The sequence below is a fragment of the Scytonema sp. PRP1 genome (assembly GCF_036697665.2).
GTDB lineage: Bacteria > Cyanobacteriota > Cyanobacteriia > Cyanobacteriales > Nostocaceae > Kalymmatonema > Kalymmatonema gypsitolerans.
Genome location: NZ_JBAHYJ020000053.1, coordinates 1 through 26,345 on the forward strand (window position 1 = coordinate 1; position 26,345 = coordinate 26,345).

The 26,345-nt window shown below is 40.4% G+C and carries 18 protein-coding genes; 8 read left to right on the forward strand and 10 right to left on the reverse strand.

The genetic code is table 11. The features are described 5' to 3' along the window. The 6 genes from V5G28_RS10455 to V5G28_RS10480 form a co-directional block, all read left to right on the forward strand. A partial coding sequence (locus V5G28_RS10455) for a peptidase domain-containing ABC transporter (protein WP_332994520.1) occupies nucleotides 1-1,820 on the forward strand: 1,820 nt, incomplete at its 5' end. Nucleotides 1,821-1,915: 95 nt separating this feature from the next. Further along, complete coding sequence (locus V5G28_RS10460; protein ID WP_332994522.1) at nucleotides 1,916-3,310, forward strand: HlyD family secretion protein; 1,395 nt, start codon at nucleotides 1,916-1,918, stop codon at nucleotides 3,308-3,310. A gap of 807 nt (nucleotides 3,311-4,117) precedes the next feature. Next, a complete protein-coding gene (locus V5G28_RS10465) occupies nucleotides 4,118-4,816 on the forward strand; it encodes a hypothetical protein (RefSeq protein WP_332994525.1) in 699 nt (232 codons plus the stop codon). 263 nt (nucleotides 4,817-5,079) lie between these two features. Further along, nucleotides 5,080-5,757 carry a response regulator transcription factor gene (locus V5G28_RS10470; protein WP_332994527.1) on the forward strand — a complete coding sequence of 226 codons (678 nt, stop codon included), beginning with the start codon at nucleotides 5,080-5,082 and terminating at the stop codon, nucleotides 5,755-5,757. 155 nt (nucleotides 5,758-5,912) lie between these two features. Beyond that, nucleotides 5,913-7,799 carry a CHASE2 domain-containing protein gene (locus V5G28_RS10475; RefSeq protein ID WP_332994530.1) on the forward strand — a complete coding sequence of 629 codons (1,887 nt, stop codon included), beginning with the start codon at nucleotides 5,913-5,915 and terminating at the stop codon, nucleotides 7,797-7,799. A 310-nt stretch (nucleotides 7,800-8,109) separates the two neighbouring features. Continuing rightward, nucleotides 8,110-8,844, forward strand: a complete 735-nt coding sequence (locus V5G28_RS10480; protein ID WP_332994532.1) for a DUF928 domain-containing protein — start codon at nucleotides 8,110-8,112, stop codon at nucleotides 8,842-8,844. A 655-nt stretch (nucleotides 8,845-9,499) separates the two neighbouring features. Here V5G28_RS10480 and V5G28_RS10485 read toward each other — a convergent pair. The 5 genes from V5G28_RS10485 to V5G28_RS10505 form a co-directional block, all read right to left on the reverse strand. Next, nucleotides 9,500-11,074 (reverse strand): mechanosensitive ion channel family protein, encoded by a 1,575-nt coding sequence (locus V5G28_RS10485; RefSeq protein ID WP_332994533.1) that lies wholly within the window; start codon nucleotides 11,072-11,074, stop codon nucleotides 9,500-9,502. Between the two features lie 1,072 nt (nucleotides 11,075-12,146). After that, nucleotides 12,147-13,322: a biotin synthase BioB gene (locus V5G28_RS10490; protein WP_332994536.1), complete on the reverse strand. Its 1,176-nt coding sequence runs from the start codon at nucleotides 13,320-13,322 to the stop codon at nucleotides 12,147-12,149. 137 nt (nucleotides 13,323-13,459) lie between these two features. Continuing rightward, a complete protein-coding gene (locus V5G28_RS10495; RefSeq protein ID WP_332994538.1) occupies nucleotides 13,460-14,461 on the reverse strand; it encodes a methyltransferase in 1,002 nt (333 codons plus the stop codon). A gap of 138 nt (nucleotides 14,462-14,599) precedes the next feature. After that, the gene (locus V5G28_RS10500; RefSeq protein WP_332994540.1) at nucleotides 14,600-17,755 is read right to left on the reverse strand and encodes a thioester reductase domain-containing protein; all 3,156 of its coding nucleotides are present in this window, start codon (nucleotides 17,753-17,755) and stop codon (nucleotides 14,600-14,602) included. Nucleotides 17,756-17,874: 119 nt separating this feature from the next. Then, nucleotides 17,875-18,111: a hypothetical protein gene (locus V5G28_RS10505; RefSeq protein WP_332994542.1), complete on the reverse strand. Its 237-nt coding sequence runs from the start codon at nucleotides 18,109-18,111 to the stop codon at nucleotides 17,875-17,877. 617 nt (nucleotides 18,112-18,728) lie between these two features. Between V5G28_RS10505 and V5G28_RS10510 the strand changes: the two genes are divergently transcribed. Further along, a complete protein-coding gene (locus tag V5G28_RS10510; RefSeq protein ID WP_332994544.1) occupies nucleotides 18,729-20,057 on the forward strand; it encodes a mechanosensitive ion channel family protein in 1,329 nt (442 codons plus the stop codon). A gap of 14 nt (nucleotides 20,058-20,071) precedes the next feature. Here V5G28_RS10510 and V5G28_RS10515 read toward each other — a convergent pair whose 3' ends face one another. From V5G28_RS10515 to V5G28_RS10535, 5 genes are read right to left on the reverse strand one after another with little or no spacing between them, the layout of a single operon-like run. Continuing rightward, entirely contained in the window at nucleotides 20,072-20,305 is a 234-nt protein-coding gene (locus V5G28_RS10515; RefSeq protein WP_332994556.1) for a zinc ribbon domain-containing protein, read from the reverse strand. 25 nt (nucleotides 20,306-20,330) lie between these two features. After that, a complete protein-coding gene (locus tag V5G28_RS10520) occupies nucleotides 20,331-21,032 on the reverse strand; it encodes an RNA-guided endonuclease InsQ/TnpB family protein (protein WP_332994546.1) in 702 nt (233 codons plus the stop codon). After that, nucleotides 20,995-22,227 carry an NACHT domain-containing protein gene (locus tag V5G28_RS10525; protein ID WP_332994548.1) on the reverse strand — a complete coding sequence of 411 codons (1,233 nt, stop codon included), beginning with the start codon at nucleotides 22,225-22,227 and terminating at the stop codon, nucleotides 20,995-20,997. Before V5G28_RS10525 ends, V5G28_RS10520 begins: the two co-directional genes overlap by 38 nt. A 27-nt stretch (nucleotides 22,228-22,254) precedes the next feature. After that, nucleotides 22,255-23,214, reverse strand: a complete 960-nt coding sequence (locus V5G28_RS10530; protein ID WP_332994550.1) for a caspase family protein — start codon at nucleotides 23,212-23,214, stop codon at nucleotides 22,255-22,257. A 45-nt stretch (nucleotides 23,215-23,259) separates the two neighbouring features. Then, nucleotides 23,260-24,177: a hypothetical protein gene (locus tag V5G28_RS10535; protein ID WP_332994552.1), complete on the reverse strand. Its 918-nt coding sequence runs from the start codon at nucleotides 24,175-24,177 to the stop codon at nucleotides 23,260-23,262. Between the two features lie 266 nt (nucleotides 24,178-24,443). On the opposite strand from V5G28_RS10535, the gene V5G28_RS10540 reads away from it, so the two are divergent. Beyond that, on the forward strand, nucleotides 24,444-26,345 hold a 1,902-nt coding region (locus V5G28_RS10540), incomplete at its 3' end, for a tetratricopeptide repeat protein (RefSeq protein ID WP_332994554.1).

Consider the following 26,345-nt stretch of genomic DNA (forward strand, 5'->3'; position numbering starts at 1 on the left):
TCCGTTACCTTTCCAAACAAGATTTAGCAGAGGCTTGTGCAGATTGGTTGATGCTGTTACTGGAACCAGATCCAGTACGCTTTTTTGCCCAACAGGACGAGCAAGTTGGTGGGTTTCTGCGTTTCTTCAAGCGGGTGTGGCTTTTTCGGGGAATCCTAGCGCAAGCATTACCTTTAAACCTGATTTTGGGACTGCTGTCTTTGGCTTCGCCTTTTCTGTTGCAAATCCTGACTGATGATGTGCTGGTTCGCGGTGATACTAAGCTGCTCACAACTGTGGCGATCGCCGTAGTGGTAATGAATTTTATCTCCAGTAGTCTTTCGTTTGTGCAGTCTAACTTAATCGCTCACTTTGCACAACGCTTGCAATTAGGGCTAGTCCTGGAATTTGGACGACAAATTCTGCACTTACCTCTTTCTTACTACGAATCTCGTCGCAGTGGAGAAATCGTGAGCCGACTGCGAGATATTGACCAGATTAATCAGTTAGTTGCCCAAGTCATTGTTGGGTTACCCAGCCAATTTTTTATTGCGCTGGTTTCTTTTGGTTTCATGGTTTTTTATAGCTGGAAACTCACTTTAGTCGCTATAGTTATCGCTGTAGTGATGACGCTATCTACCATAGTATTTCAGCCAAGTTTGCAACAAAAAACTCGTGAACTTTTAGTAACAGAAGCAGAAACGCAAGGCGTTTTAGTTGAGAGCTTTAAAGGCGCACTAACCATCAAGACAACCACGGCTGCACCACAATTTTGGGATGAACTACAAAGCCGATTTAGTAAGCTTGCTAACCTCACATTACGTACAATTCAGATTAGTATTATAAATCATACTTTTTCTAGTTTTATTTCCGGTCTTGGTAGTATTCTTTTACTTTGGGTTGGTGGTAATTTGGTCATTAACCCATCTGAAAACCTAAGCATCGGGCAACTCCTGGCTTTTAGCTCAATGAATGGTAGTTTTCTAGGTTTAATTGCTAGTGTTATCAGTTTTGTAGATGAATTTACTCGTGCTAAAACAGCAACACAACGCCTCACAGAAGTTATAGATGCCACTCCGGAAAACGAAGGTGATGGGAGAAAACCTTTTGCCAACATTGCTGGAGATACTGACATTATTTGTACAAATGTTAACTTTCATTATGCTGGTCGGATTGATTTATTAGAAGACTTTTCTTTAAGAATTCCTGGTGGTCAAGTTATTGCTCTCATTGGTAAATCTGGTTGTGGGAAAAGTACCTTAGCTAAACTTATTGCCGGTTTATATCCAATCCAATCAGGGAATATTCGCATTGGGCTTTATAACTTACAAGACCTTTCGCTTGATTGTCTCCGTCAGCAAGTGGTTCTCGTTCCGCAAGATGCTCACTTTTGGAGTCGTTCAATTATGGAAAACTTCCGCTTAGGAGCGCCTTATGTTTCTTTTGAGCAGATTGTGAAAGCTTGCCAAATTGCTGAGGCAGATGATTTTATTAGTAAGCTTCCAGATAAATATCAAACTGTTTTAGGTGAATTTGGTGCAAATCTATCCGGCGGACAACGTCAACGACTAGCAATTGCAAGAGCGATTGTTACAGATCCACCAGTCCTCATTTTAGATGAGTCTACTTCTGGATTAGATCCAGTGAGCGAAGCCCAAGTATTGGATCGGTTGTTTGAACATCGTCGCGGTAAAACCACGATTTTAATTACTCACCGTCCTAAAGTCATTAATCGCGCTGATTGGATTGTGTTGATAGAACAGGGTAAGTTGAAACTTCAAGGTTCTTTGAAAGAGCTACGCTCTAAACCAGGCGACCATTTGGACTTTTTAATTCCTTAGCAAGTGGTTAATAGTTAATGGCTAGTCGTTACTGGGAAAATAACTAACTACTAACAATGACCAAACAACTCATCAGTAATTACTAATTCTCAATTATGCTTTATACTCATCATCAAAAACTGCTTCCCTCGGTTGGTACTGAAGACTTTCTTCCTCCTGTTAGCCGTTGGACATCTTTAGCTGGAATATTTCTCGTTGCCAATGTTGGTGCTGCGATCGCCCTCTCTTCATACATTAAATACAATGTCACTGTGAAAGCTCCGGCGACTGTGCGTCCTACAGGAGAAATCCGGCTCGTACAACCGTCCATGGAAGGAACTATTAAAAGTATCTTTGTTAAAACAAATCAGATTGTCAAAAAGGGCGATATCATCGCCCAATTGGATGATACGGAATTGCACATCAAAAATAGCCAATTGCAAGGCAATATCCAGGAAGGAAATTTACAACTAGCTCAAATTGATGCTCAAATCAAAGCTTTAGATACCCAAATTGAGGCTGAAAAGAGAGTTATAGAACGAACTGTTGCTTCTGCGAAAGCCGATTTGGCACGTAATCAACGTGAATATCAAGAGCAAGAAATTAAAGCTCAAAGCGAAGTGCTCGCAGCACAGGCAAATTTAGAAAAATCTGAAGTTGGTAGACAAAAAGCAAAGACTGATTTAGTTTTTGCTATTAAAGAACAAGACCGTTTTGAACAGCTCGTAAAAGAAGGCGTAATTGCTCAGCGCCAATTCGACGAAAAGCAACTTATTGTCTTGCAAACAAAAGCAGGTGTTCAGGCTGAACAAAAAGCTGTAGATATTGCCAAGGCAAATCTCCAAACGGCTAAAGCTGCACTCAAACCGAGTGGGGGAATGGTGGCGATCGCTCAAGAAAGAATTGCTCAAGAAACTGCTAAAGGAGACGCTGGTGTCGCTGCTTTTATCAGAGAGAAAAAGGCTTTAATTCAGCGACAAATAGAAATGCGAAACCAAATCAGACAATCTCAAAAAGAAGTGGAGAAAAATAATCTTCAGAGGAAAAATAGCGTGATTCGTGCCACCAGTAATGGCGTTGTTCTCAAGCTGAATTTGCGAAATCCTGGTCAGGTGGTAAACCCGTCAGAAGCGATTGCTGAAATTGTGCCACAGAATGCTCCTTTAGTCATTAAAGCAATGGTTCCTGCTACTGAAATTAAAAAGGTCGCCGTTGGTCAAACCGTGCAATTACGAGTTGACGCTTGTCCCTATCCTGATTATGGAACGCTCAAAGGTGTTGTTAGTGCTCTCTCTCCAGACGCAATCACATCTCAAAGTAATAATACAGGTACAATTCCATCTGTTAGCTACTTTGAAGCAACAATTAAACCGGAACGTCTTTCCTTCGGAAATCAGAATCGTAAATGCCTCATTCAACCCGGAATGGATGCCAAAGCTGACATTATTTCCAAAGAAGAAACAGCGCTTCAATTTATGCTTAGAAGGGCAAGATTAATATCAGATTTATAAGCACTCATTAAGATTTACCAATTCATATAGCAGTCCTATCTGCGAAGTGAAAATTACCTTGAAAAAAACCGCCAAGCCTGCCCTCGAGCGAAGCGAAGGGACGCCAAGAACGCCAAGAAAAGAGACAACAGAGAATTTTACAAATGATTTAGAATTGCTATAGTTGATGATTTATATCAAGTTCGGTTGATTACTTATCATTGCTGAAGAACCCCACCCCCGTAAAGCTACGCTTCACGTCCCCTCCCCGCTTGCGGGGAGGGGATAAAGGGGTGGGGTGCAGTCAACGTGGGAATCATAACTAATTAGCCGAACATGATATTATATAGACAAGATTCCATCTCTTTGATCCCATCTGTGGTTAATTATTCTTTTTTTTAATGAACGCAATAAGTCTTACATTTTCAGTGAATTGATTGATAAAAAATAAAAATTAGAGATGATATTGGGTGATTTATCATTTCTTGTTAAAAACGATAAATGACTTATCTGAGATTTTGCACCTGTTGCAACAGTGAGTCGGCGAAGCCTCCAAACCCTCGTTACCAGGTTGAACCTGGTAACGAGATATTAGAGCCTCTGGCTCTTGTTGGGTCCAAGAACTGACTTATGACAAATCAATATATCAACAAAATGTGCAATAGCTGAATAACTAATTCTTAATGATTTTGTTCTCTATGCAGTTTTGAGCAATAAAATTGACGTATTCTAACTATTATATTTTGCATAAAGATACAATGCCCTGCCTAGCCTTTCTTTATTATGCTAGGAAAATAAATAACATAACGATGTCTTGTGAGGCTAACATTGTGTACACCCATTATATTCTTAATTATCTACCTCCTCACCCTCATCCGGTTTCTAGCTTCTGAGCATACAACTCAAAAGGCATTACAGTGGTGGTCTTGTAGGCAATCTATAAAACTCTTTCAAGAAGCTGAGAAAATCCGAGATGGTTTGTTGCAAGAGTCTTTCGCAATTCGTCGTAGCCTAGAGATGTTAAGCGTAGATAACTTGGAGTTGTCGTTCAACAAAACTCAAGATTGCTTAAAACAAATTGATCAGTTCCATCAATCTTTAGTGCAATTAAGCGATCGCTTATTTCCAGCATACCTTCAAGATAGCTTGCCTTTAGCAATTCACTGCCTCTTAGAACCTTGGAGAACATCTCATCCACACCTGTATTTTCATATTGATATGCCAGCTTATTGGCGACAGGAGTCAGTTGGATGCAGTTTGACAGTTGTCAGAGCTTTAGAGGAGTTACTGAGAATAACTTTGCCAGAAGTTTTAACGCCAATATCAATTGATATCAGTTTAGAAGAACAGCAAAATATAGGTCAGCTGATTGTACGAATAACTTATCCTGAACCATATACACTTATTTCTTCTTCTAGTCTACCCGAATTAAAATTTCTTTCCGAAACTTTTAAAATTTTAACATCCGGAAAATGCTTTTACCGTATCAAAAATCTCACCATAGTCTGGTACTTTTGCTGGAAGTAAGTTATAACTTGTAGTCTATAAACTAAATATAACGTGAGTTCGATGTATCCTGATTTGACCCCTCTCCAAACCTCTCCCCTTGTAGGGGAGAGGCTTAAAATCCCATTTTTACGTGGCTCCTCCCTCTCCTACAAGGAGAGGGAGGTTGGGTGGGAGAGGTCTGTCGAACTCACGTTAAATATAATTGATGAATTAAACATCAGGCGATTTCTGATAATAGATAGTATATAATTATACATACTTTTGTTTACGAGGTATAAAAAATGAGACAAACTTTATCAGGGAAAGCATTGCTGAAAATTTTGGTTATTGATGACCACGAATCAGTTTTAGGTGGGACCATAGATGTTTTGCGAAAACAATACCCAGATGCTGAACTGATCACTGCTCTAACTGCTAAGAATGCTCTCAATCAAGTGATGAATTCGCAGCCCGACCTAGTGGTTATGGATCTTTCCATTCCGGAGAATACTGGGATAATGGCACGACCTGATACGGGCGTTCAACTTCTCAGGACTTTCATGAAGGAGTTCCCCAACTTGAATATTGTTGTCCAAAGCGCTCATGTCAGAACAATAGTACGCATTAGACCTGACATTGATGCTCATAAAGGAGGCTTCACTGTTGCGGATAAAAGTCTTTCTAGTCAAGAAATGTTAACGAGAGTTGATTGGGCATTGCAGGGATTAACTCATACCAAAGATATAAAAGGAATTCATTCTGGATTGGAGGTGAAACCAGAGTGGCTAAGGGTGCTAAGTCTAGCATTTGAGGAAGGATTACAAGATAAGGCGATCGCAGAGCGAATGTGTGTCTCTGAAAGGATGGTGCGCCATTACTGGAGTAAACTGCAAGACGCTTTAAACGTTTATCCTGACGATGGAAAAAATATCCGAATTCAAACAGAAATGATAGCCAGGGAAGAAGGGTTAATAGATTAGTTGTCAGTTCAAAGTTATGAATAAGGATAAACTCATAATCTATGACGAATTTTATAGAGATTGAAATTGTAAAAAATATTGAATTGGAAATCAAAATAGATTTTTAGAATTTACAATAGAATTTTTACAAAAAACCTGCTCAATTCACTCTTCTAATGCAGCCTGGAATTTGGAAAATAATCAAAGATGAAATTGCCATTTGGCGTGTGGGTGCATTACCAGGCATTGCAGTGATTGGACTAGTGATTGTAGCCCGTCTCACTGGTTCTATGCAATCTTTAGAGTGGCTAGCTTTTGATAGTTTTGTTCGTCTACGTTCAAGGGAACCTATCGATGAACGCATCCTGATTGTAGGAATTGACGAAAAGGATATCCGCAATGTGGGAAAGTATCCTATCCCGGATAAAGAAATTGCAGCGCTGATAAGAAAATTACAAACCTACAAGCCTCGGGTGATTGGTATTGATATTTTTAGAGATTTACCTGTTGAGCCTGGTCATCGCGAACTTGTAGCTGCATTTAAGGATATCAAAAATTTAATTGCTATTGAAAAAGTCTTACCCGAGCAAGTTGCGCCACCACCAGCATTACCACCCGAACAAGTTGGTTTTGCAGACCAAATTACGGATAATGATGGCAAATTGCGACGCAGCTTGCTAGCAACACCAACGGCTAAAGAATACAAGCTCTCTTTATCGCTATCTCTAGCAAGTGCTTATCTGGCTCATAAAGGTATAACCTTAGAAAACGGTATTCGCGACTCGGCTGCTATCAGGTTCGGAAATACCGAACTACCTCAGTTTTTGGCGAACACTGGGGGTTACGTGCAAGCAAATGATGGTGGAGTTCAAGTACTACTCAATTTTCGCTCTGGTCGAGAACGATTTAGAACGATTACTCTTAATGATATTAAAACGGGAAATTTTCAACCTGAGTGGATACGCGATCGCATCGTGATTATCGGGATCATAGCCCCAAGCATCAAAGACTGGATAACGACTTCCGCAATTCCATCTACCAAAACTGCACCAGGGCGAGTTTATGGAGTGGAAATTCAAGCACATGCCATTTCTCAAATCATCAGTGCTGTGCTTGACAAACGACCACTTTTACATTCTTGGTCAGAAGGGTGGGAATATGTATGGATTATAGGCTGGGGTCTGTTGGGAATTGGTTTTGCCAGACTCACGAAATTCCCGTGGATCAATCTTTTGGCTGTTTTCATTGCTAGCACTTATCTTGTCATCTTGAGTTATTTGTTCCTCCTGACTTGGGGTTTGTGGGTTCCAGTAACACCAGCAATGCTGGTTTTAGTTTTGAATGGTATAGGCATGACCGCCTTATATCAATACGACCAAGCTTGGCGTTCTAGAATTAACGCTCGCCAAACCGTCATTGAACGCACATTTGAAACGATTCACAACGGACCATTGCAAACCCTTGCTAAAGCTTTAAAGCGTGTCAGAGACAGAGATTTACCAGCCAACGAATTACTTTGCGAAGTTGAAAAAGAACTGGAAAAATTGAATCATGAACTGCGGGGAATTTATGAATTTCTGCAACAAGAACCTCTTGCCCAAGATAGTTGTCTTTATTTAGGAAAAGGTCTGATTCTAAATTTACAAGACCCCATTCATGAACTTCTCTATCAAGTTTATAACCATACCTTAGAGCGGGATTTTCCCTGTTTTAAAACACTGCGAGTTAAAATCCGTACATTCGAGCCTATTGATAATCGACACTTAAATATAGAACAAAAGTTAGGATTGTGTCGATTTCTGGAAGAAGCTTTATGCAACGTCGGTAAACACGCCACAGGAGTCACAAAGCTAGAAGTCACCTGTACGACTTATGAAGGCTGGTACACTTTGAGCATTATAGATGATGGCTTAGGCATTAACTCATTTAAAGAAGGTCATGGAACGCAGCAGTTTAGGTCATTGGCGCGACAACTGAAAGGGAAATTTAGGCGATCGCCTCTTTCTCCTAAAGGCACTCTTTGCGAGTTATCTTGGCCCATAGCCAAATTGTACTTTTGGTAATTGTTATTGTGGAAAATTAGCCACAATATCTTTACAATTTCGCCTTTTTATCAAGATTTTATTTCCCATCTGGAATTGACAGAACTGCATGAGAAGATATTAATAGTAAAACGTTAGTGATTGAATAGTTAACCGTTCTAATTAAACTTATGTAAATTCCTCTCTATACAAATTTTCAAGAATATTTTAATAGGAAGTTTCTACGTAATTTCCTCTAGATTGGAAAGTAAGGGAATTCGTAGAAAACCCGCTTTGAATTTTTAAGATTTTACTCTTGTTTTTTTAGTGCAATGCCGGAGAGGATATCAAGATGATTCACAAAAAGTGGCTCTTGCACAAACTTTTTAATGCCAAAATTTTAACAAGTTGTGTTTTGACCATTACACTTTTGTTTACTCAAGCGGCGCAAGCTGCATACAAACCACCCCGCACTCAAAAGCCGCCCAGTGGTTATACGGACTCCTCAGGTGTTAGAGGGGGGTGCCAAGCAAACGGTGTGCGCCCAGTCATTTTACTTGCCCCTGTGACACACGTCGGTCAAACGACTTCGCTTCACCCAACGTTTGCTTGGTTTGTACCTCACTCACAACAGATACCTATGGAATTCACACTCTACGAGTTTGATAACAACGACCAACCAAGCAAGCTAACTTATAAGCAACAGTTGCAAAGCTCACCAGGGATTATGACACTATCCTTACCACAGCAGGCACAAGATTTAACTGTGGGTAAAAAATATCTTTGGCAATTGGAAAGTTTGTGCAACCGTAACCGTCCCTCGCGCAATTTACTTGTTCGCGCAGAGATGGAGGTTGTACCAACGCCATCAAATTTGAAAATTGCGCTTTCTGAGCAGCTTGAACCCTCCAAAAGAGTTAATTTATATGCTGAAGCAGGTATGTGGTACGACGCTTTAAGCGAAGCTCTAGCCTCGACTAATAATAGACAACAGGCAAAAGTTGCTGCAAGTTTATTAGAAGACCTCGCCAAATCAGAGCAGCCACTACTAGATAAAGATTTGTCCAGCATTGCTCTGACTGATTGATGATGGGGAGAAAGCCAAAAGTTGAAAAAGAATTTAGAACTCAGAAGTCATTCGTCAGAATCAATCAGTGGGGGATTCAGACCCGCCACAAACGAAGCACCACCAAATTTTCAATTTAGTGTGGTGTTTCACCGTTTATTCATCCTCCAGTCGCACAGAATTCAATTCTGAATTCTGGCTCCTGACTCCTGAATTCTTTCTTGTTAAAACAGTAATGTTGAAGTCATTGTTTGAGTGAAATGAGCTAAACTCCAGTTAAAAGGGCTAGTACCGCAGGGCGGAAGTCAAAAGTGAAGCTAACAAGTCACGCATACTTATACCGTAACTCTTTTGCTGGTTTGTAATGGTGAAGCAGCGCTCTTGGTAGGGTTTCCCGACAGCAGGCGACTGCTGTTCGCCGTCAGGCGTGCCGTATCTCCTCCGGAGACGCTGCGCGAACGGCGATAGCCGTGGCGTTAGCCATAGGCATACCCGAAGGGTAGCTTTATTTCCGCTGTCATGTACTAGAACACCGATTCACTAATCCCAAAAACCCGGTTTCTGTTCCTGAAAAGATTAATTTTTCGTTGGCTGTAGAGACGCGCTGTTTGAAGCGTCTCTACAAAAAAACCGGTTTTTTAGCTCCAAGTCTGAATACTGAATTGGTGTTCTAGTATCAATTCTTAGAAAAACCGTAAATTTCAATTTCTTCCTGACTAAAAGTTTCCTTTAATATCTTGCGGAGAACACGCTGAATATGAAGGTGTTTTCCAGGCTTGACCTTCGTCAGCGTCAGAAGCAACAGGTTATCTTCCCCAAAGTTTTCTATTCCAGCTACTCGCGTGGGTTCCAGAACATCCTGCTCATCCGCCTTTAACTGCTGTCCTACCTTCTCAACCACTCTATACACATGATCTAAATTGGAGTCATAGGAAACGCTAACTTCCACTCTTGCATATATATACTGCTTAGAATAGTTGATAATTGATCCAATATCCCCATTCCGAATAATCTGTAATTGACCATCCGGATGTCGGACGTGAGTCGTTCTCAACTCAATCGCCTCCACAATCCCCTCAACATTTCTTTCCTCTACTTTCCCTGCTTCGATATAGTCACCCACCAAGTAATAGTTTTCAAACAGGATCAAAAATCCACAAACGACATCATTAATGAGGTTTTGTGCCCCAAGACCAACTGCTATACCTACAATTCCTGCACCTGCTAAGATAGGCGCAGGATCAATGCCAATGAGCTTGAGTATGGTAACTCCGGCAGTGAAATAAATGAAATATTTGGCGAAACTCCGCATTAACGGAATGAGCGTCAGCCGTTTCTGTCGCTGTGAATCATTTGAATCTGTAGTTTTTAGGTAGAACTCATCAAGGATGAAGTAGGCGACTTCTATCAAAACATTGGTGATAAAGAAAACCCCAATAATCTGAACAATTGTGGGCGTATAAGCACTTATCCAAGCGATAAACTCTATTTCTGGAACAACGAGATTTACTATGGCGACATACAGGACGTATTCCAAACATTTTTTGAAAAGTGGAATCAGGTGGCGTAAACGCTCGTATAAACGCAGCAGATTGTTAGAACTGGAGTATTTAAGACTAAGGGCATCAAGGGTGTCAACGATAGTAGCAACAGCTTTGACAATGAGTAAACCAACTGTGACGATGATATAGATTTTTAAGGCAATGTAAAGATATCTGGAAACGATTTCTGGAAGGTAGAAAAATTTAGCGCATAAGATAGCAGATGATATCCAAAGAGTATGAGTGATAATTCTTTTTAAGACCCTAAAAAAAGCCTCGGTACTCTCATCGTTAGCCTTGATTTGATCAACCTTCTTGGCGTAATCGCAAACCCAGTCTATACCCCGGTGTAAGGGTGGTATGCTGAACTTAACCAGTATCAGTAGGCTAACAGTTTTTAAGCTCGCCGTAACAAGATTGACCCAGAATTGAGTCGGAATACTGCGAATGAAGTTAAGTTGGAATTCCTTTACGTTTCCGCCTCGATAAATCACCATCCCATTCACAGCAATCAGCGCAAGACACAGCACCACACAAGTGAAAATCACAAGTCTGCTGATATTGCGGCGCAGGAAGGTAATATTTGCAGTTCTGCCTTGAAACCAAGAAACCTTAGCAAACTGCCTGAAGATTATTCCAATCAGCCAGTTAAACAGGGAGAAAATGAGTATTAAAAATACAACTTCTGCCAGGAGAATGAGTATATTCATATTCTCAGCATCAATGTCAAATAATTGAGATAACGTGATTGATATTATCAACTTAAGCTAGCCCTGGCAAGATTAAGCACTTACGCCAAATACTGCAAAACTATTTAAAAAAATATCTTCTTGTTCAAAATCCGATTTATTTCATGCAAATAGTATAGAACACCCTTCATTGTCAAATTCGCCTTAAGAATCGAGGCAATCAGGGTATCGCGTCCACCTGCAACCTCAACTAAGTTGCGAATTGATGAAAAGTTATAACCAAGAAAGACCGCAGAGTAGAAACTCAGAAGTCAGAATATTAAACGCGCTTTTCTCGTCGTGAATTAAGAGTAGAGACAGACTCAAACAGCCCCGAACCACACAGGAATGCAGGGGATAAAGACATGGGAGGTGGAGGGAGGACGATAAGCTCCTGGCTTGACGCGCGAACGTATCGCACCCCTCTGGTACATTTGCAGTTAAGTTACCTTAATGGGCATATGGTGGCTCGATTAAGTTAAAGTTTCAGTAGTTGAGGTATGCTTCAACGGGAATTTCGGAAATACCTAAGTTCTTTTTCAGAAATTCTGAAGCAGCTAGTACTTCGGTGACATTGCTCATAAATTACCTCTTTGATTGTTTGAAACTTTCTTATCTTACATTAGAAAGGTCATTTCGTATATTTTTTTACAGTGTATAAAATATTTTGAAAATCGATGGTTTTGTTTGATTCTGTTCAATAATTAATGAGAAATGAGAGCGGGTTTTTGTTAATAATACAAAAGACAAATCAGCACAACAGTTTTCGCCACAAAACATGAGTCCAGTGCGAATACTATTGCAGCACATATAGTAGCTGGCTTAAAGCGTCGTCAGATCCCACTTCTTTAAAGAAGTCGGGGATCTTGTAACCGATTAGAATTAATGAAACAGACGACTAGTTTAGGGAACCAGGATCAATTTACTAAATTTAACTCTCGTAATTTTTTATTTCAATAAAGCTATGTTGAACGACCAAGATTGTCTAGTTTTATGAGAGAAATAAAATTGTAATTAATATCCTCACATTTGAGGATATTGAATATAAATTGTTCTATTTTTGAGAGAATAAAAAACTCTGGCTAGGCACGTTAGGCAATAAAGTTGGTTCAAGACCTGCTTTTTCCATTATGTCTAAAGCATACTCGTATTTGACTTTGTAACGTTTTTGTTTACTGTAAATAGCATACTGGTCTTGATAGTTGGGAGGCGTATAATTCACGGTAATCGTATTTGCCCCTGCTTGCAGTCCTTTTAACTGACCATCTTGACCTAATAAAACATTAAAAGCACTTACACTAGGTATTAAAACTTTTGGCATCATAATTCTAGCCAAAGCCATCCAATTTAAAGTCATACTAGCGTTACCCGGACTCATTTGCGCTAGTGGAGTACCTTTGCCAGGTATAAAAGGAGATGCACTACACATATGAATTTTCTTCTTCATGGCAAGTAGGAGATCGTTCGCCAGCATCCTTGGAGTTTGTTCAATTTCGATTTTTCCATCAGCATTTACTGCTTTTAAACCAACAATTGTTCCGCTTCCTACTTCATACCCTAAACTTAACAAATCATCGATTCTAGCTAGGCGATCGCATAAACTATATCCTCTAGCTTGTTTGTGTAAATTCCAATTGCTCGTTTCAAATTTAATAATGTATTGATTTGCGCCAGCTTCTTTGAGTGTTGTGTAATCTTCTTTAGGTTTATCGCCAAGATTCACAAGGATGATGACGTTATTATCAAAAAGTTGTTTAATCTGAGATATAGCTTTCGATACCGTTCTAGTCGTTGCTCTAATTTCACCAGCTTGAATGAATACAATGGGAATTTTCGATTCTTTGATTTCTATGGCGGTTTCTAATATTTTTTCACTTGTAAAATTGTAACGCTCTCCTAATTCTTCATTTTCAATTCTCATTGGACAATAATTACAACTCCTTTCACAAGCATTCGTAATCTCGATCACACCTCTTAAAATTCCTTTATTTCCAAAATGCTTCTGACGCACAGAGTTTGCTATGTCAAAAAGTATTTGCTGCTCTTTGTCTTCAAAATGAAGTATTTCTTGGAAGATTGATTGGAAAAATTGTCTGTACTCTTGGGATTCTCTTGATTCATTTTCTCGCTCTGGACTTTCAGTAATAGTATCAATTTGGATGGCTGCTAAAAGCCGCTCTTTTTCCTGTTCTGAAATGTCTAGTAAAGTTTCAATCAACTTTTGCTTCATTTTATTTACCTGAAAATTATGAATGTTGTGCCAAAAAATGATTTACCAAGCCTCTTAGTAGTAGGAACGGACATTTCTTAGTTTTCTGTTGCCCATTCCCTGTTCCCTGTTAAGAGTTCCCCGTTAAGAGTTCCCTTTCATCGGCGAATAGCCTCAATCACGCTGATTGGAGGTGCTACGGGATAAATTTTTCTCAATGAGAAGCCTGCTGTTTCTAGTAGGACTTGATACTCAGCTTCAGTGCGTTCACATCCGCCATAATTCACGAGCATCTGCAAGTCGAGGAGTTTGCCAAAGAATGGTTCGTTTCCTGGAGGGATAACCATTTCAACTAACAGCAATTTGCTGTTAGGCTGCATCGCTTGATAGCAATTTTTGAGGATGACGATCGCTCTTTCATCATCCCAATCGTGGATAATATACCGTAGTAAGTAAGCATCCCCACCTTTGGGTACTGACTCAAAGAAGTTCCCACCTACTAGTTGACAACGATCTTGTAGTCCCAAGTCTTCAATCACAGGCTTGGCTTGTGCAACTACATGGGGTAAATCAAATAAAATTCCCTGTGTTGTCAAATTCGCTTTGAGAATCGAGGTCATTAAAGTACCATTTCCACCTCCAACCTCAACTAAGTTGTGGATAGATGAGAAGTCATAACCAGATGCGATCGCCGCATCTTGTTCGCCAGATATACTACTTATGGCTTGAGTGTATATTTTAGAAGCAGAAAGGTCAGTACTTAGGTAATCAAATCTCTCCACCCCGAAGATATTTTTGAATACAGGTTTTCCGGTTTTGATACTTTCCAGCAAATGTCCCCAAGGTTGCCATTCCCAAGGTTGACCAGATTTGATCGCATAACCACGTAGGGAATCGGTGCGATCGCTTTGCAACCCTTCCGCAAGCGGAGTCAATTCAAAGTAACCTGAACTCCCTTCAGCGAATATACCAACACTGGCTAGAGCGCGCAGTAGTCTGTAGAGCGAGCGTCCATCCACACCAGTTGTTGTTGCTAATTCATCGTAACTTTTAGAACCATCTTTGAGTAAATCTGCAATACCAAGTTGAGCAACTACATATATACCTTGGGTAATCCAAGCACCAGCGATCATTTGCTTTAATGTTTGTGTAGTCTGCATCTTGTTTTTACTTGTAGGTTTTTGTAATTTTGTTAAAGCGTTATATATAGTTTCCAAATTGGCAAATATACTAATTTGCTGTAGGTTTGTTTCAGTTTGAGGTATGAATGCGATTGCAAATTGCTCGCTCGGTGACATTTAAACCGATTTAGTAGAGGGTCGCGGCATACTCAGCCAACCACTACTAAGAAAATAGGAAAAATAAGTCTTGAGTAATTGAGTATTCACTGGAGGACACTTAATTGAACTTTCTGTAAGAGCATTTTGTGTTGCCAAACAAGTAATTTTAGGTTCGGTTGATTGCTGATACTGCTTTTGATAAAAAGGCAAGAGATGATACAAAGGGTTTTCCTTAGACTGGACGGCATTATTTAGTTGTGCTTGCCAATCTTGATAAGCAATATGCTCAATCTGACAGCCAAGAGAACGGATAAAATCAGTGAGTTCTTTCCAAGAAATGGGTTGAGGATTATTTAAGTGAAAAGCCTTACCAAGAGAATCTTTTTGCTGTGATAAATACACAATACTTTGACTGAGGTAATCTACAGGAGCTAAATCCAAGGTATCAGTGATATCTGTCATGCTCCCCATTTGGATGCAGCCTTTGATGGTGCGACAAATCACATCATCTTTATACCAAGCACCTGTTTGACTATGACCGGAAATAAATGGTGGTCTATAAATTGCAACTGGAATACCGCGATCGCGTGCTAACATCACTAACTTTTCTGCTACCCATTTACTCTGGGAGTAAGCAAGTTTCATTCCCTCACTATGAGTGAGTTGATCGGATTCAGTGACTACTTTCCCCGCATAAGCAGGCGACTCGAAAACCGCAATTGTAGAAATGTAATGTACAGGCTTGATTTTTACACGACTCGCCAATCTCAAGATTTCCTGAGTTCCCAAAACATTGGTAGGCTTTAATGCTGAGTAAGGATAAACATAGTTAATCCAAGCAGCATTGTGATAAATCACATCAATGATGCTGCTCATTTTTTGAAAATCCTGTGATGATAAACCTAATAGTGGTTGAGATAAATCACCCAACACAGGAATAACTCTCTCAGCAAAATCATCATTCCAAATTCCATAGGATTCTAAGTTATTTTTAATCCTCTTTTTCCCTGATTCAGCATCAGTAGAACGTACCAAGCAATAAACATTTGCTTGGGTTTTTAACAGCAGTTCTTGAAGCAAGAAAGCCCCTAAAAAACCTGTAGTACCAGTCAAAAAAATAGCTGTAGGTTCAGTTATAATTGACTCAAATGGATATTCAGGTAATATTGTAGAGTCCAAAACAATCTCTGAATTTAAATCCGTTGCTAACTGGGCAGATGATTTTTGTGAGGTAATTGTGTTTTTTGCTGCTAGTTGCTGAAGCAATAAATTTACCAATTGGTTGATGTTGGAGCTACCAAGAAACATTTCTATGGGTATATCCACCCCTAGTTCAGTATCAATACGATTCTTCAGATCGATATTCATGAGAGAATCAAGCCTCAGTTCACTCAAAGGCTTCTCTGTATCTAAATTTTGAGATGAATCGATACCTAAAACTTTGACAAATTGCTCTCGAACATAAGCAATTAATAGCTCTTGACGTTGACCCAAAGAAGCATCATCTAATTTTTGTAAAAACTCCAACTGTAGCTGTAATGGCTGCTCATCAGAGGATGCTGCTTTGATATTTGTTAGTTCTTGTTGTGCCAATATGCGGCGCAAAATTTTGCCAGAAGGTGATTTGGGAATTTTGTCCACAAATTCAAGTCTGCGGATCATTTTCTGCGGTGCAACAAGTCCCGCAACAAACTCTATAATTTGCTGTGCAGTGACAGCGGCTTTAAGTACGACAAAAGCTTTAGGAACTTCGCCACTAGTGGGATGAGGACTCTTGACTACACAAGCATCAGCAATAGCGGGATGACTCAGCAATACTGCTTCTAATTCTGCTGGTGCTATGGAATAGCCATTGCACTTAATCAATTCTTTGATGCGATCGACTATGTAAAAGTAACCGTCATGATCAACATAGACAATATCGCCGGTGTGATACCAACCATCTCGATCAATTGTGTTGGCAGTTGCGTCAGGATTATTCAAATAGCCTTTCATCATCTGCGGCCCACGTACCCACAACTCTCCTGGTTGATTAACACCTAATGGTTGTTGGGTATCGACATCTACTATTTGACATTCCACATGAGAAAGACATTGACCGACTGAACCAGGCTTGATTTTGTCTCGTTCATCCGGCGTATAGGTGGTCACAAAGGTTTCTGACGTTCCATAGGCTTGCTTGACAACAAAATTAGGAAGACGCTGTTGGCACTCTTTGATTAATTGATCACTGAGTGGTGCTGCGCCAGAAGTCAGCACCCGCAAGCTTGAAAGATTGTATTTATCTACTATTGGTTGCTTTGCTAATGCCAGCAAAATAGGTGGAACAATGTGGATACGGGTGATTTTATGCTTTTCAATCAGACTCACAAAGGCTTCTAAATCGAAGCGCGGCATCGTCACAACAGTAGCACCACAGGCCAAGCTGTAATTCAGCATGACCATGCCGTAGGCATGAAACAAAGGTAAAACTCCAATGATTGCATCAGCCTCGCTGACTGGTTCGCAGTTTTGGAATTGGTGAAAATTCGCCACAAAAGAATAGTGGGTGTGCATTACACCTTTAGGCATACCAGTAGTGCCACTAGAGTAAGGTAAGGCTACTAAATCTTCTCGTGGATTGATATGTACTTTTGGTATTTCTCCTGAACCTTCTAAAAGCACAGAAAATGAGGTAGCTCCAGCTGCCTCACCAAATACAAATACTTCCTTGACCTTTGACTGACCAACAGCTTTTAATGCTTGCGTTACAAGGTCTGGGATGGTAAGAAGATATTTTACACCAGCGTCATTGAGTTGATATGCTAGTTCTTCTACTGTGTAGGATGGGTTAACTGTAGTAACAATCCCGCCTAAAGTTGCTGCGGCATGAAAAGCGATCGCATATTCGGGAATATTCGGGCTGTAAATTGCGAAAACATCACCCTTTGAGAAGCCACGCGCCGCCAAGCTAGAAGCAACTCTACGAATAGAGTCTGCCAGTTCTCCATAAGTTACTATGCGATCGGCTTTGCCGCTGCGCTCTGCGCAATCGCTCTGCCCTTCAATCAAGGCTGGTTTCTGGGCTAATTCTACTGCTCGTTGCAATACAAATTCTGTTAGTGGCTGCTCAGGTATAGAAATATCAGGGTATGGACTGCGAAATATCATCGAATTTGATTGTTGAGTAAACATATATTACAAATTAATTAATAGTTGTTCTCAATTAGACTCAAGACACTCAAATTGAAAAAACCCTATATGTACGCAGAGAAAATAGAATAAATTCTTGATGGAAGAAAGATTTTTTTTTGCTAATCACACTTTTCGTACAACTTTACCATCTCTAATTCTGGTGGTAGTGGAAAGCCAAAATTTTGATGATAATGAGGAAACTTAATGGAAAAAAGACATAAAGGTTGATTTCGATAAAAAGCGGTTAAATAAAACACTCGAATAACAAAATCCTCTTTGTCACCTTCCTCTGATATAGAAAAATTGCCAGGAAAAATCTCATCGAAGTAAATTTCAAACTGTCTTACTGTTGCCAAAAAATACTTTTCAATAATTTTAGCAGCATTATCATAAGCTGGGTTGGGAATCGATTTTCTGTATTGACTTTCGTCAAATCCCGCTTGTCAAAGAAATTCAAAAAAATCATGAAAAAATTTGTATTCTTCGTCATACATAAGTTTTAATTTCTAGCTGCTTATTGACTGTAGCTTTGTTTGAGTGTCAGTTTTGAATCATATTATAATCGCTCATAAAATGCAAGGACAGTTAAGACACTTAAGCAATTTACATGAATCAATATTTTTCAACGAATTATAACTTCAAGAATGAAAATGCAAGGTCAGATAAGACAGTTAAGACAGTTAAGACAGTTAAGACAGATAAGACAGTTCCCTACTTTTCCTACTATTATTAGTTTCAAGTAAATAAAAAGGTGGGAAATGTGTGATATCTGGACTCAGATAAAGTTTGGTATAAGATAAGAAAGTAAAAAAAAATTGACTTTAAGATAAAATAACTAGCATAGTAAAAAGTTGACCATTATAATAGCTTGATTTTATCAACCTAAAAATGAAATAATACTAGAAAAGATATTGATGTGTTCTACAGATTTTAGTAACACAATAATTAAAATGCTTAACTTTTATGTTTTGATATGAATTTATTAATTATCTTGGCTGAAGTCAGTCTTGTAATCTTCGTTTTCTTTTTAGTAAACTGGCTTGTGAGTAAGGTCTTCAAGCTACTTTTGAAAGCCTCTGTAGTTAAAAGCGAGGGAAGAAGTATCAAAACCCTGCGTCAAAACATTACAGGGTTGTTGATAGCCACTTGTTTGGTACTGTGTATTTTGATTGTGGGTGCTAATGGTTTTCTACTCTATCGAGGCGCAAACCTTCAACAATATACACTCTTGTTGATTCACCGTGTTCCACCAGGTTTTTGGGTAACTTTAGGAATTGGTATAGCTCAGAGCATTGGTATTTTGGTTTTAGCGGCGATCGCTCAGAAATTCCTTCATAGTTGGCTCAAAGTAGCTAGCATTCGTGCTAAAAACATTGAACAAAACACTGCCGACGATAAAAGTATTGATACTTTCTTTGACAACCTCAACAACATCGTTACTTGTGGGATCTGGCTGTGGGCTGTCATCTCCTGTAGCCAGTTTCTCAAATTGCCAGCAGTTGTTTCCCAGTATTCATACATCCTACTGCGGATCTATATAATCATTGCCGTCGGGTTACTCATACCTAAAGCAGTCACTGCTATTATTGATAGCCTAGATGCTCTAAGTATAAGATACTCGAGTCCTGACAACCTTCTAAGATTCTATGATCGCCTCCGACACCTAATCCCATTTTTGAAGCGGTGTCTGGAATTTGTGATTTATGTCTGTGTAGCAACATTGGTGATCCAGCAGGTGCAGTTAATCGCCAATATTGCAGTTTTCGGATCTAGAATTGTTAAAATAATCGGCATCATCCTCATCAGTCGTGTTTTGTTTGAGGTCGTCTACTTACTTGTTGAAGAGGTATTGTTCAAAGACCGAAATCTGAGTGAGATTCAAACAAGCAGACGTCTCACCCTCGTTCCTCTCATCCGTAGTTTTTTACAATATCTAGTTTACTTTGGTGCCGCTGTCTCCATCCTCTATACCCTCGACATCAATCCCACTCCTATACTCGCTGGTGCAGGAATTGTTGGTATCGCTGTGGGTTTTGGAGCGCAGACACTAGTCAACGATATAGTCTGCGGTTTCTTTATTCTGTTTGAAAACTATTACTTAGTGGGTGACTATATCCAAGCTGGGAAATCCGAAGATAAAATTGTCGAAGGCATTGTCGAGGCGATTGAACTGCGAACCACTCGTGTCAGACACCCCAATGGTCAATTGCAGATTATTCGTAATGGCGATATTGGCTCAATTACCAACTACTCCAAACAGTATATTTTTGCAGTGGTGGAAGTTAGCGTACCTTATAAGTGACATACTCCCGACGCTCACCCTATCGGGTAGAGCGCGGGCTTCTCAGTGACTCCTGCTATTGCATCGGACGTTATCTGAGCTTTATTGACGGAATGCCCTACCGCCAAATATTTAATATTGATTGCTGCGTTATGGTCACGGTCGAGCGTCAGTCCGCATTCAGGACAAACATGAATTCTGTCCTTTAGTTCTTTCGGAACTTTCGTACCGCATCCAGAGCAGTTTTGAGACGTACCGTTTGGATTCACAGCAATTGCAAGCAATCCGGCTCTTTCAGCCAAGATTTACGAGAATTTGCAGGAATTGACCCCATCCAGCATCATGCGTAGACTTTGCCATTCGAGACTTGGCAATGCCTTTAATATTCAGCTTTTCATGTGCGACGTGCTTCCCTTGAGATAAAAGCTTTTTCGCAATTTTGTAATGAAAGTCTTTCCGTTTGTTGCTGACTTTCAAATGAGCCTTAGCGACTCGCTTAACTGCCTTCTGGCGACGATTAGAACCTTTCTTCTTACGAGACAGTGAACGCTGCAAGCGCTTCAGATTCTTTTGTGCTTTCCGGTAGTGCTGAGGAATTTTAATTTCGTTCCCTGAATCGTCTACTAAAAACGATTTCAGACCCATATCGACTCCGATGGTATTGTCCAGTTCGGGAACATCAGGAGTTATAACAGGAACGGACGAGTCTTGTAATGACAATGTAACGTAATAGCCATCTACTTTTTTTGTGATAGTTGCGGTTTTAACCTTGAAACCATCGGGTAACGGACGATGTAGAATTAGTTTCAGTTTGCCAACCTTGGGAAGCTGAATCAATTGCCCGTCAATGTGTTCTGGCTTAACTGGGTCAGGAAAAGTAATTGAGCGATAACGTCCCTGTCCCTTAAACCTCGGCTTACCGCTTCGCTTACCATTACTGTCACCGCTTAACCACCTGTCAAAAGTTTTCTCGACCCGTGCAATTACATCTTGCAACGTATGAGTTCGATCGCTTCGGGTAAAACTTCCCCTGCGCTTGGAACACCGCACAGGTTAAACTCAGCAATATAGGTGTAATTGCTAATTCACGAATAGTCTTATTTTCTTCTAAATAGAGCTTGTCTAAAAATTGCCTTGCCTTTGCCTGTGCTTGCTCTGGATCAGAACAAACGGCATTAAACCAGTGTTTTGCAAATGCGTTTACCTGCGTTTCATCAAAGTCTGCTACTTCCACATAGTCGAAACGCTCAAATCGCGATTCTTGGCTTTGCGTTCGACAAGTCACTACCAACTGATTCTGTGGATAGGTACGGGCAAATTGTTCGATTTGTTTGGATATCACCCGTCCATCTGTCCCCGTTACTTCATCTAACCCATCCAGCAAAATCAACGCTTTGCCTTGACTCAGAACTAATTCAGTCTCAGCATTAGACAGTCGCCATTGTTGAGTGAGATAACGCTCTAGACTATATTCAAACTTACGACCATCATCCACAAATTCCCGCAACTTAATTAACACTGGAATACGATGCGGTTGCAATCTTCCTTCATTACATTCGGTGACAATATGCTGTAAGTAAGTTGTTTTCCCGCAACCTGGCTTCCCCACCACCATCAAATTGGTATTTTTTGCCAGCACTGTTAACCCAGGCATTCTTTTTTGCTGCTTACCTAAGCCAATGCGATCTAAACTGCGGTAACTGGAATATTCTCCAACGCCAGCGCTAAAATCTTGCCACAGGTCATCTAGTTCTGATTTGCGGCTACTGCTGAGTTCTTCGAGGATATTAACATCCACAAATAACTCACCCAAATCTACCCAATGGTCAATACCCAAAAGTGGCATCGTACCATGTAAGCGTTGGATGTCATCGTGACAACGTAAGCGTACTTGTTCCACTAGTTCATCTACCGATTTCACCGAGGTGGAAGTAGGAGGAACTGGGGTTTGCAGTTCTTGGAGAAGAGACCGAACAATTTCCCGAATTGCTTGCGCGTCAGCACCGTGATAAATGCGATCGCCAAACTGACTATCTTGCGCCTGGTTAACATTATTGATGTACTTAGCAACTTGCACTGTTATTTTGTCACTACCCTCACATGCTTGGCGGACGACTTCAATTTCCTCGTCTGTTGCAGTGCCTGCTGCTAGTTTTTCAATAATAACCTTCAGTTGATCTGGCGTAGCCATCAGTCATTCCTTATCCCTGTCCCGCAGTCATTTGTTGTAAACATCACCAATGTGAATACCATGCGCTTCATTAATGTTAGTAATAAATTTCCCATATTGGTTTATAGTCTCAGCAATTTTATTAATCTTGTCCGTAGCTTGCGGCTTAACCTCATCCCATCCTTTATCAGGTAAACCCTTACCACCTCGAAGCTTGGCAATCACAAAATCTCCTCCTGTCATATCAAATTGAGGAGTTTGTTCTTTGTCTAACTTCCTTGCACTTTCAGGTACGGTTTTACCCAAATGATTCATCAAATTAGAAACCCGCACTTCTGTATCACCGGGTTTATTCCCAGCACCCTGTAAAGCTTCCAGAAAATGATAAGTATAGATGCTATTATCTTTAATCCACAAAGATTTTTGTTCTCCTTCAGAGGAAGTAAAAACTACTCTGCCTTTACCTTGTTTCAACTCCTCAATCAAGCCTTTGGATGGGGCAATTCTAATAAAATCATCAAATTCTTCTTCTAGTTCCAAGTCTGCCTCTTTAGAAGTCGCCATACCTGCTGCATGACAGCTATCAACGACAACTAACAAACGTTCAGCTTGAATTTGTCGTAATGCATCTGTGAAAGTTTCTGCTGATAGTGCAGAAATAGTCATTTTAGTAGGCTTAATATCATGTTGCAGCAAATAATAACGCTTTGTCTTTTTATCTACCCAGCCATGTCCTGAGTAGTAAACAAATACGGTTGCATTAGGGTCAGATTCTGCCTTTCCTTTTAACCAATTTAATCCATCTAGAATAGCTGCTTTTGTTGCTTCCTGATTATTCAGCACTCGAATATGCTCTTTATCATCAGGATAGCCACAAAGTTCCGGGTCAATTAAAGCAGCATAAATTGCCTGAGTATCTTTTACTGTTACTGGTAGAGACAAGTCACGATAGGCTGACTCGCCAACGCCAATTAATAATGCATAGCCGTTAATAAATTTATCGCTCATTTTCTTCTTACTCCATCAAATTTATTGGTTGTGGCAAGGCTATTTTTATTCTTCGTAGCGACTTACGCGAAAAATTACATAGTTGTAAGGAAGCGTGTAACTATTATCTCTATTGACAATTGCACCCATGTCTGGTTTGTAAACCCATCGCTTCCAATCAATCGCTATTTCGTCATCAACCTGTACCGCAATATAATTACCCTCGGCTAGACGACACCCCATAGCCGAATTTTCAAAATCTAATCCCAGGTAAAATTTCTGTACGGCAACATTTTCATTGCGTTTAGCCAGTAACTTGACTACTCCCAGAGTAATTTCTGTAAAAGGTGCGATCGCTGGTTGGGCTGTTGTTAAAAGTTTGAGTCCACTTTGAAAAGGTGAAGATTCTAATGCTGCTAATATTGTCTGGTCTTCCTCATTTTTAACGTTCACTGTTGAGCATTCAAAAGCTACTCCCTGTGAACCTACATTCAAACCAATAAAGACGGGGTAGCCAGAAATACCAGCAGACTGTCCCTCTTGTACGCGATAGGTTTGGCTGAAGCTGACTGACTCTTGCGTGTCGGCTACTTGGTTTCGGGCTGCGAATGTTACCATAACATTGTGTGTTCCTCCGCCTGGATACTTTTCAATATGCAAGCGGTCGAGACGAATGTTGATGCGGCTGTTTTTGAGAGTATTATCGGGTTCAATTGCGCTGGGATGTTCGATGGGTTGAGACTTCATTGAACCTGATTTACGAGGAGCAATGTAGCCAAATTTATGCGTTGCATACATCCAGGGTTGGTCTTGGACTAAGTTTAAAAACTCTAAAATCCCTTTGTCACCCTGTTCGGGATTAGTATCTCCCACAACATCGCTTTCCACATCAGGGTCTTTCATCTGTTGCAGCTTTGCAGCTATCCATTCAGGGTCTTCGGATTCGCCAATAACCTTGATGTCATCGAATACACTACTGAACACTTTGCTCTCCTATTGGGAAATATAATTTTTTACTAGCACAAATTGTTTTATCTGAGGGTTTCTACGGTTAGCTAACTGTTAAATTGTAATGTGTAATAATCAAGACTAATTGTCAACTGTATTTTCTTTAGATTTATATAGAAACTGTTCTTCTCTTCGTTTATGCCCTTTGTGGTTCGTTAGAGCAACATTACTTTTACAAATTATTTAGGAATTCCATAGCATCCACTTGTATTCAGCAATAACCATAACTAGCGTAGAGGCAAATGAGTTTCGATGATGACTTAAATGCTATTTTCGACCATTTTATTAATAATCAAGCAACCGAGGCTGATAAGCAAACGCTGCGGCAATTAATAGGCGCACGCGACGGGAAAAATGCATTACAAATAGGTAAGAATATTGTCAATATTGCTGAAGGTAGAGATATTCAAATAGGCGATCGCATTTATCAAGGCGCAGATGCTGAAGCCATTAAAGAATTGTTGCGTGTAGTTTTACAAGAGAACCAAACTCAAAAGCCGATAAATTGCCCAAAATACATCCCTTATAGCGGCGTTCGCCAATTTGTCGGACGCGAAAAAGAACTTACCAACCTCCACCAAGAATTACAACAACCCCGCACCGTGGCGATTTCCGCTGTCGCGGGAATGGGTGGTGTGGGAAAAACCGAGTTGGCGATTAAATACGCAAAGGAACATCAAGCTGATTACCCTGGTGGTATTTGCTGGTTAAATGCAATAACAGAAAATTTAGAAGCGGAGATTGTGCAATTTGCCTCACTGAACATGAATTTGAAAGTGAGGCAAAAGTTGAACGAAAAACCACTCTCGTTGACGGAACAGGTTGCTTGGTGTTGGCAAAATTGGCAACCACCAGAGGGGCTGGTGTTGGTTGTGTTTGATGATGTCACGGATTTAAAGAGTATTCGCTCTTGTTTACCAAGAAATAACAACCGCTTCCGGGTGTTAATTACAACTCGCCTGCGACGATTGGACAGTAATTTTGTGGAGATTTTTCTAGATGTGCTGTCGCCAGAGGAGGCTTTGCAACAACTAGCTGCTGTTTTGGGCAAAGAAGACAGGCGGATTCAAAAGGAACCTCAAACAGCGAAAGATTTATGTAAATGGCTAGGTTATTTACCTTTGGGTTTAGAATTAGTTGGGCGATATTTGGCAGAAGACCCTGATTTATCTTTGGCAAAGATGTTGCAGGCTTTGCAAAAAAAACGGCTGCAAAATCGGGCAATTAATCCTTCAGCAGAGGAATTACAATCAACCGAAATGACAGCCAAGTTAGGGGTGAAAGCTGCGTTTGATTTAAGCTGGCAAAAACTCGACACGATGACAAAGCGTGTGGGTGAATTGTTAAGTTTATTTGCCCCTGATGCAATTCCTTGGGAACTTGTGGAGTCTGCAAGTCAAAAAATGAATTGGGCGGATGATGATGTTAATGAGGCGAAAAAGCAGCTTTATCAATATAATTTGATTCAGCGTTTAGACGATTCTGTTGCAAGCTATAAAATTCATCCGTTGATTCGGGAGTTTTTGCAAGAACAGCTAGCAGAGAACCCCACCCCGCAAGCGGAAAGGGCAGAAAAGTTGAAACAATCTTTTGTGGCAACAATATTGCCAATAGCGAAGGAAATACCCCAAAGTCCCACCCTTGAGCAAATCAACTTGTTTAGATTGATTGTTCCCCATTTGGCTGAGGTTGCGGAAAACCTCCTCGATGCGGTGAAGGATGAAGATTTAATTTGGGTTTTTGTTGGTATGGGGAGATTTTATCAAGGGCAGGGTTTGTATGCATTAGCAGAACCGTGGTGTGAGCAATGTGTGTCAGTAACAAAAGTACGTTTGGGTGACGAGCATCCGAATGTCGCTTCCAGCATCAACAACTTGGCAGCACTTTACGACTCCCAAGGACGGTACTCAGAAGCCGAACCTTTGTATATCCAAGCTTTAGAACTAACGAGACGCTTGCTGGGTTCTGAGCATCCCAATGTCGCTACCAGCATCAACAACTTGGCAGGACTTTACCACTCCCAAGGACGGTACTCAGAAGCCGAACCTTTGTATATCCAAGCTTTAGAACTAAGGAGACGCTTGCTGGGTTCTGAGCATCCGGATGTCGCTTGGAGCATCAACAACTTGGCTTTACTTTACGAC

What these genes read in the sequence shown, in the direction of transcription:
- V5G28_RS10495 (WP_332994538.1), bottom strand. Translation starts at nt 14,461, where the DNA reads ATGCAGACTACACAAACATTAAAGCAAATGATCGCTGGTGCTTGGATT.
- V5G28_RS10510 (WP_332994544.1), top strand. Translation starts at nt 18,729, where the DNA reads ATGAATTTATTAATTATCTTGGCTGAAGTCAGTCTTGTAATCTTCGTT.
- V5G28_RS10480 (WP_332994532.1), top strand. Translation starts at nt 8,110, where the DNA reads ATGATTCACAAAAAGTGGCTCTTGCACAAACTTTTTAATGCCAAAATT.
- V5G28_RS10490 (WP_332994536.1), bottom strand. Translation starts at nt 13,322, where the DNA reads ATGAAGCAAAAGTTGATTGAAACTTTACTAGACATTTCAGAACAGGAA.
- V5G28_RS10475 (WP_332994530.1), top strand. Translation starts at nt 5,913, where the DNA reads ATGCAGCCTGGAATTTGGAAAATAATCAAAGATGAAATTGCCATTTGG.
- V5G28_RS10485 (WP_332994533.1), bottom strand. Translation starts at nt 11,074, where the DNA reads ATGAATATACTCATTCTCCTGGCAGAAGTTGTATTTTTAATACTCATT.
- V5G28_RS10525 (WP_332994548.1), bottom strand. Translation starts at nt 22,227, where the DNA reads ATGGCTACGCCAGATCAACTGAAGGTTATTATTGAAAAACTAGCAGCA.
- V5G28_RS10460 (WP_332994522.1), top strand. Translation starts at nt 1,916, where the DNA reads ATGCTTTATACTCATCATCAAAAACTGCTTCCCTCGGTTGGTACTGAA.
- V5G28_RS10500 (WP_332994540.1), bottom strand. Translation starts at nt 17,755, where the DNA reads ATGTTTACTCAACAATCAAATTCGATGATATTTCGCAGTCCATACCCT.
- V5G28_RS10470 (WP_332994527.1), top strand. Translation starts at nt 5,080, where the DNA reads ATGAGACAAACTTTATCAGGGAAAGCATTGCTGAAAATTTTGGTTATT.
- V5G28_RS10530 (WP_332994550.1), bottom strand. Translation starts at nt 23,214, where the DNA reads ATGAGCGATAAATTTATTAACGGCTATGCATTATTAATTGGCGTTGGC.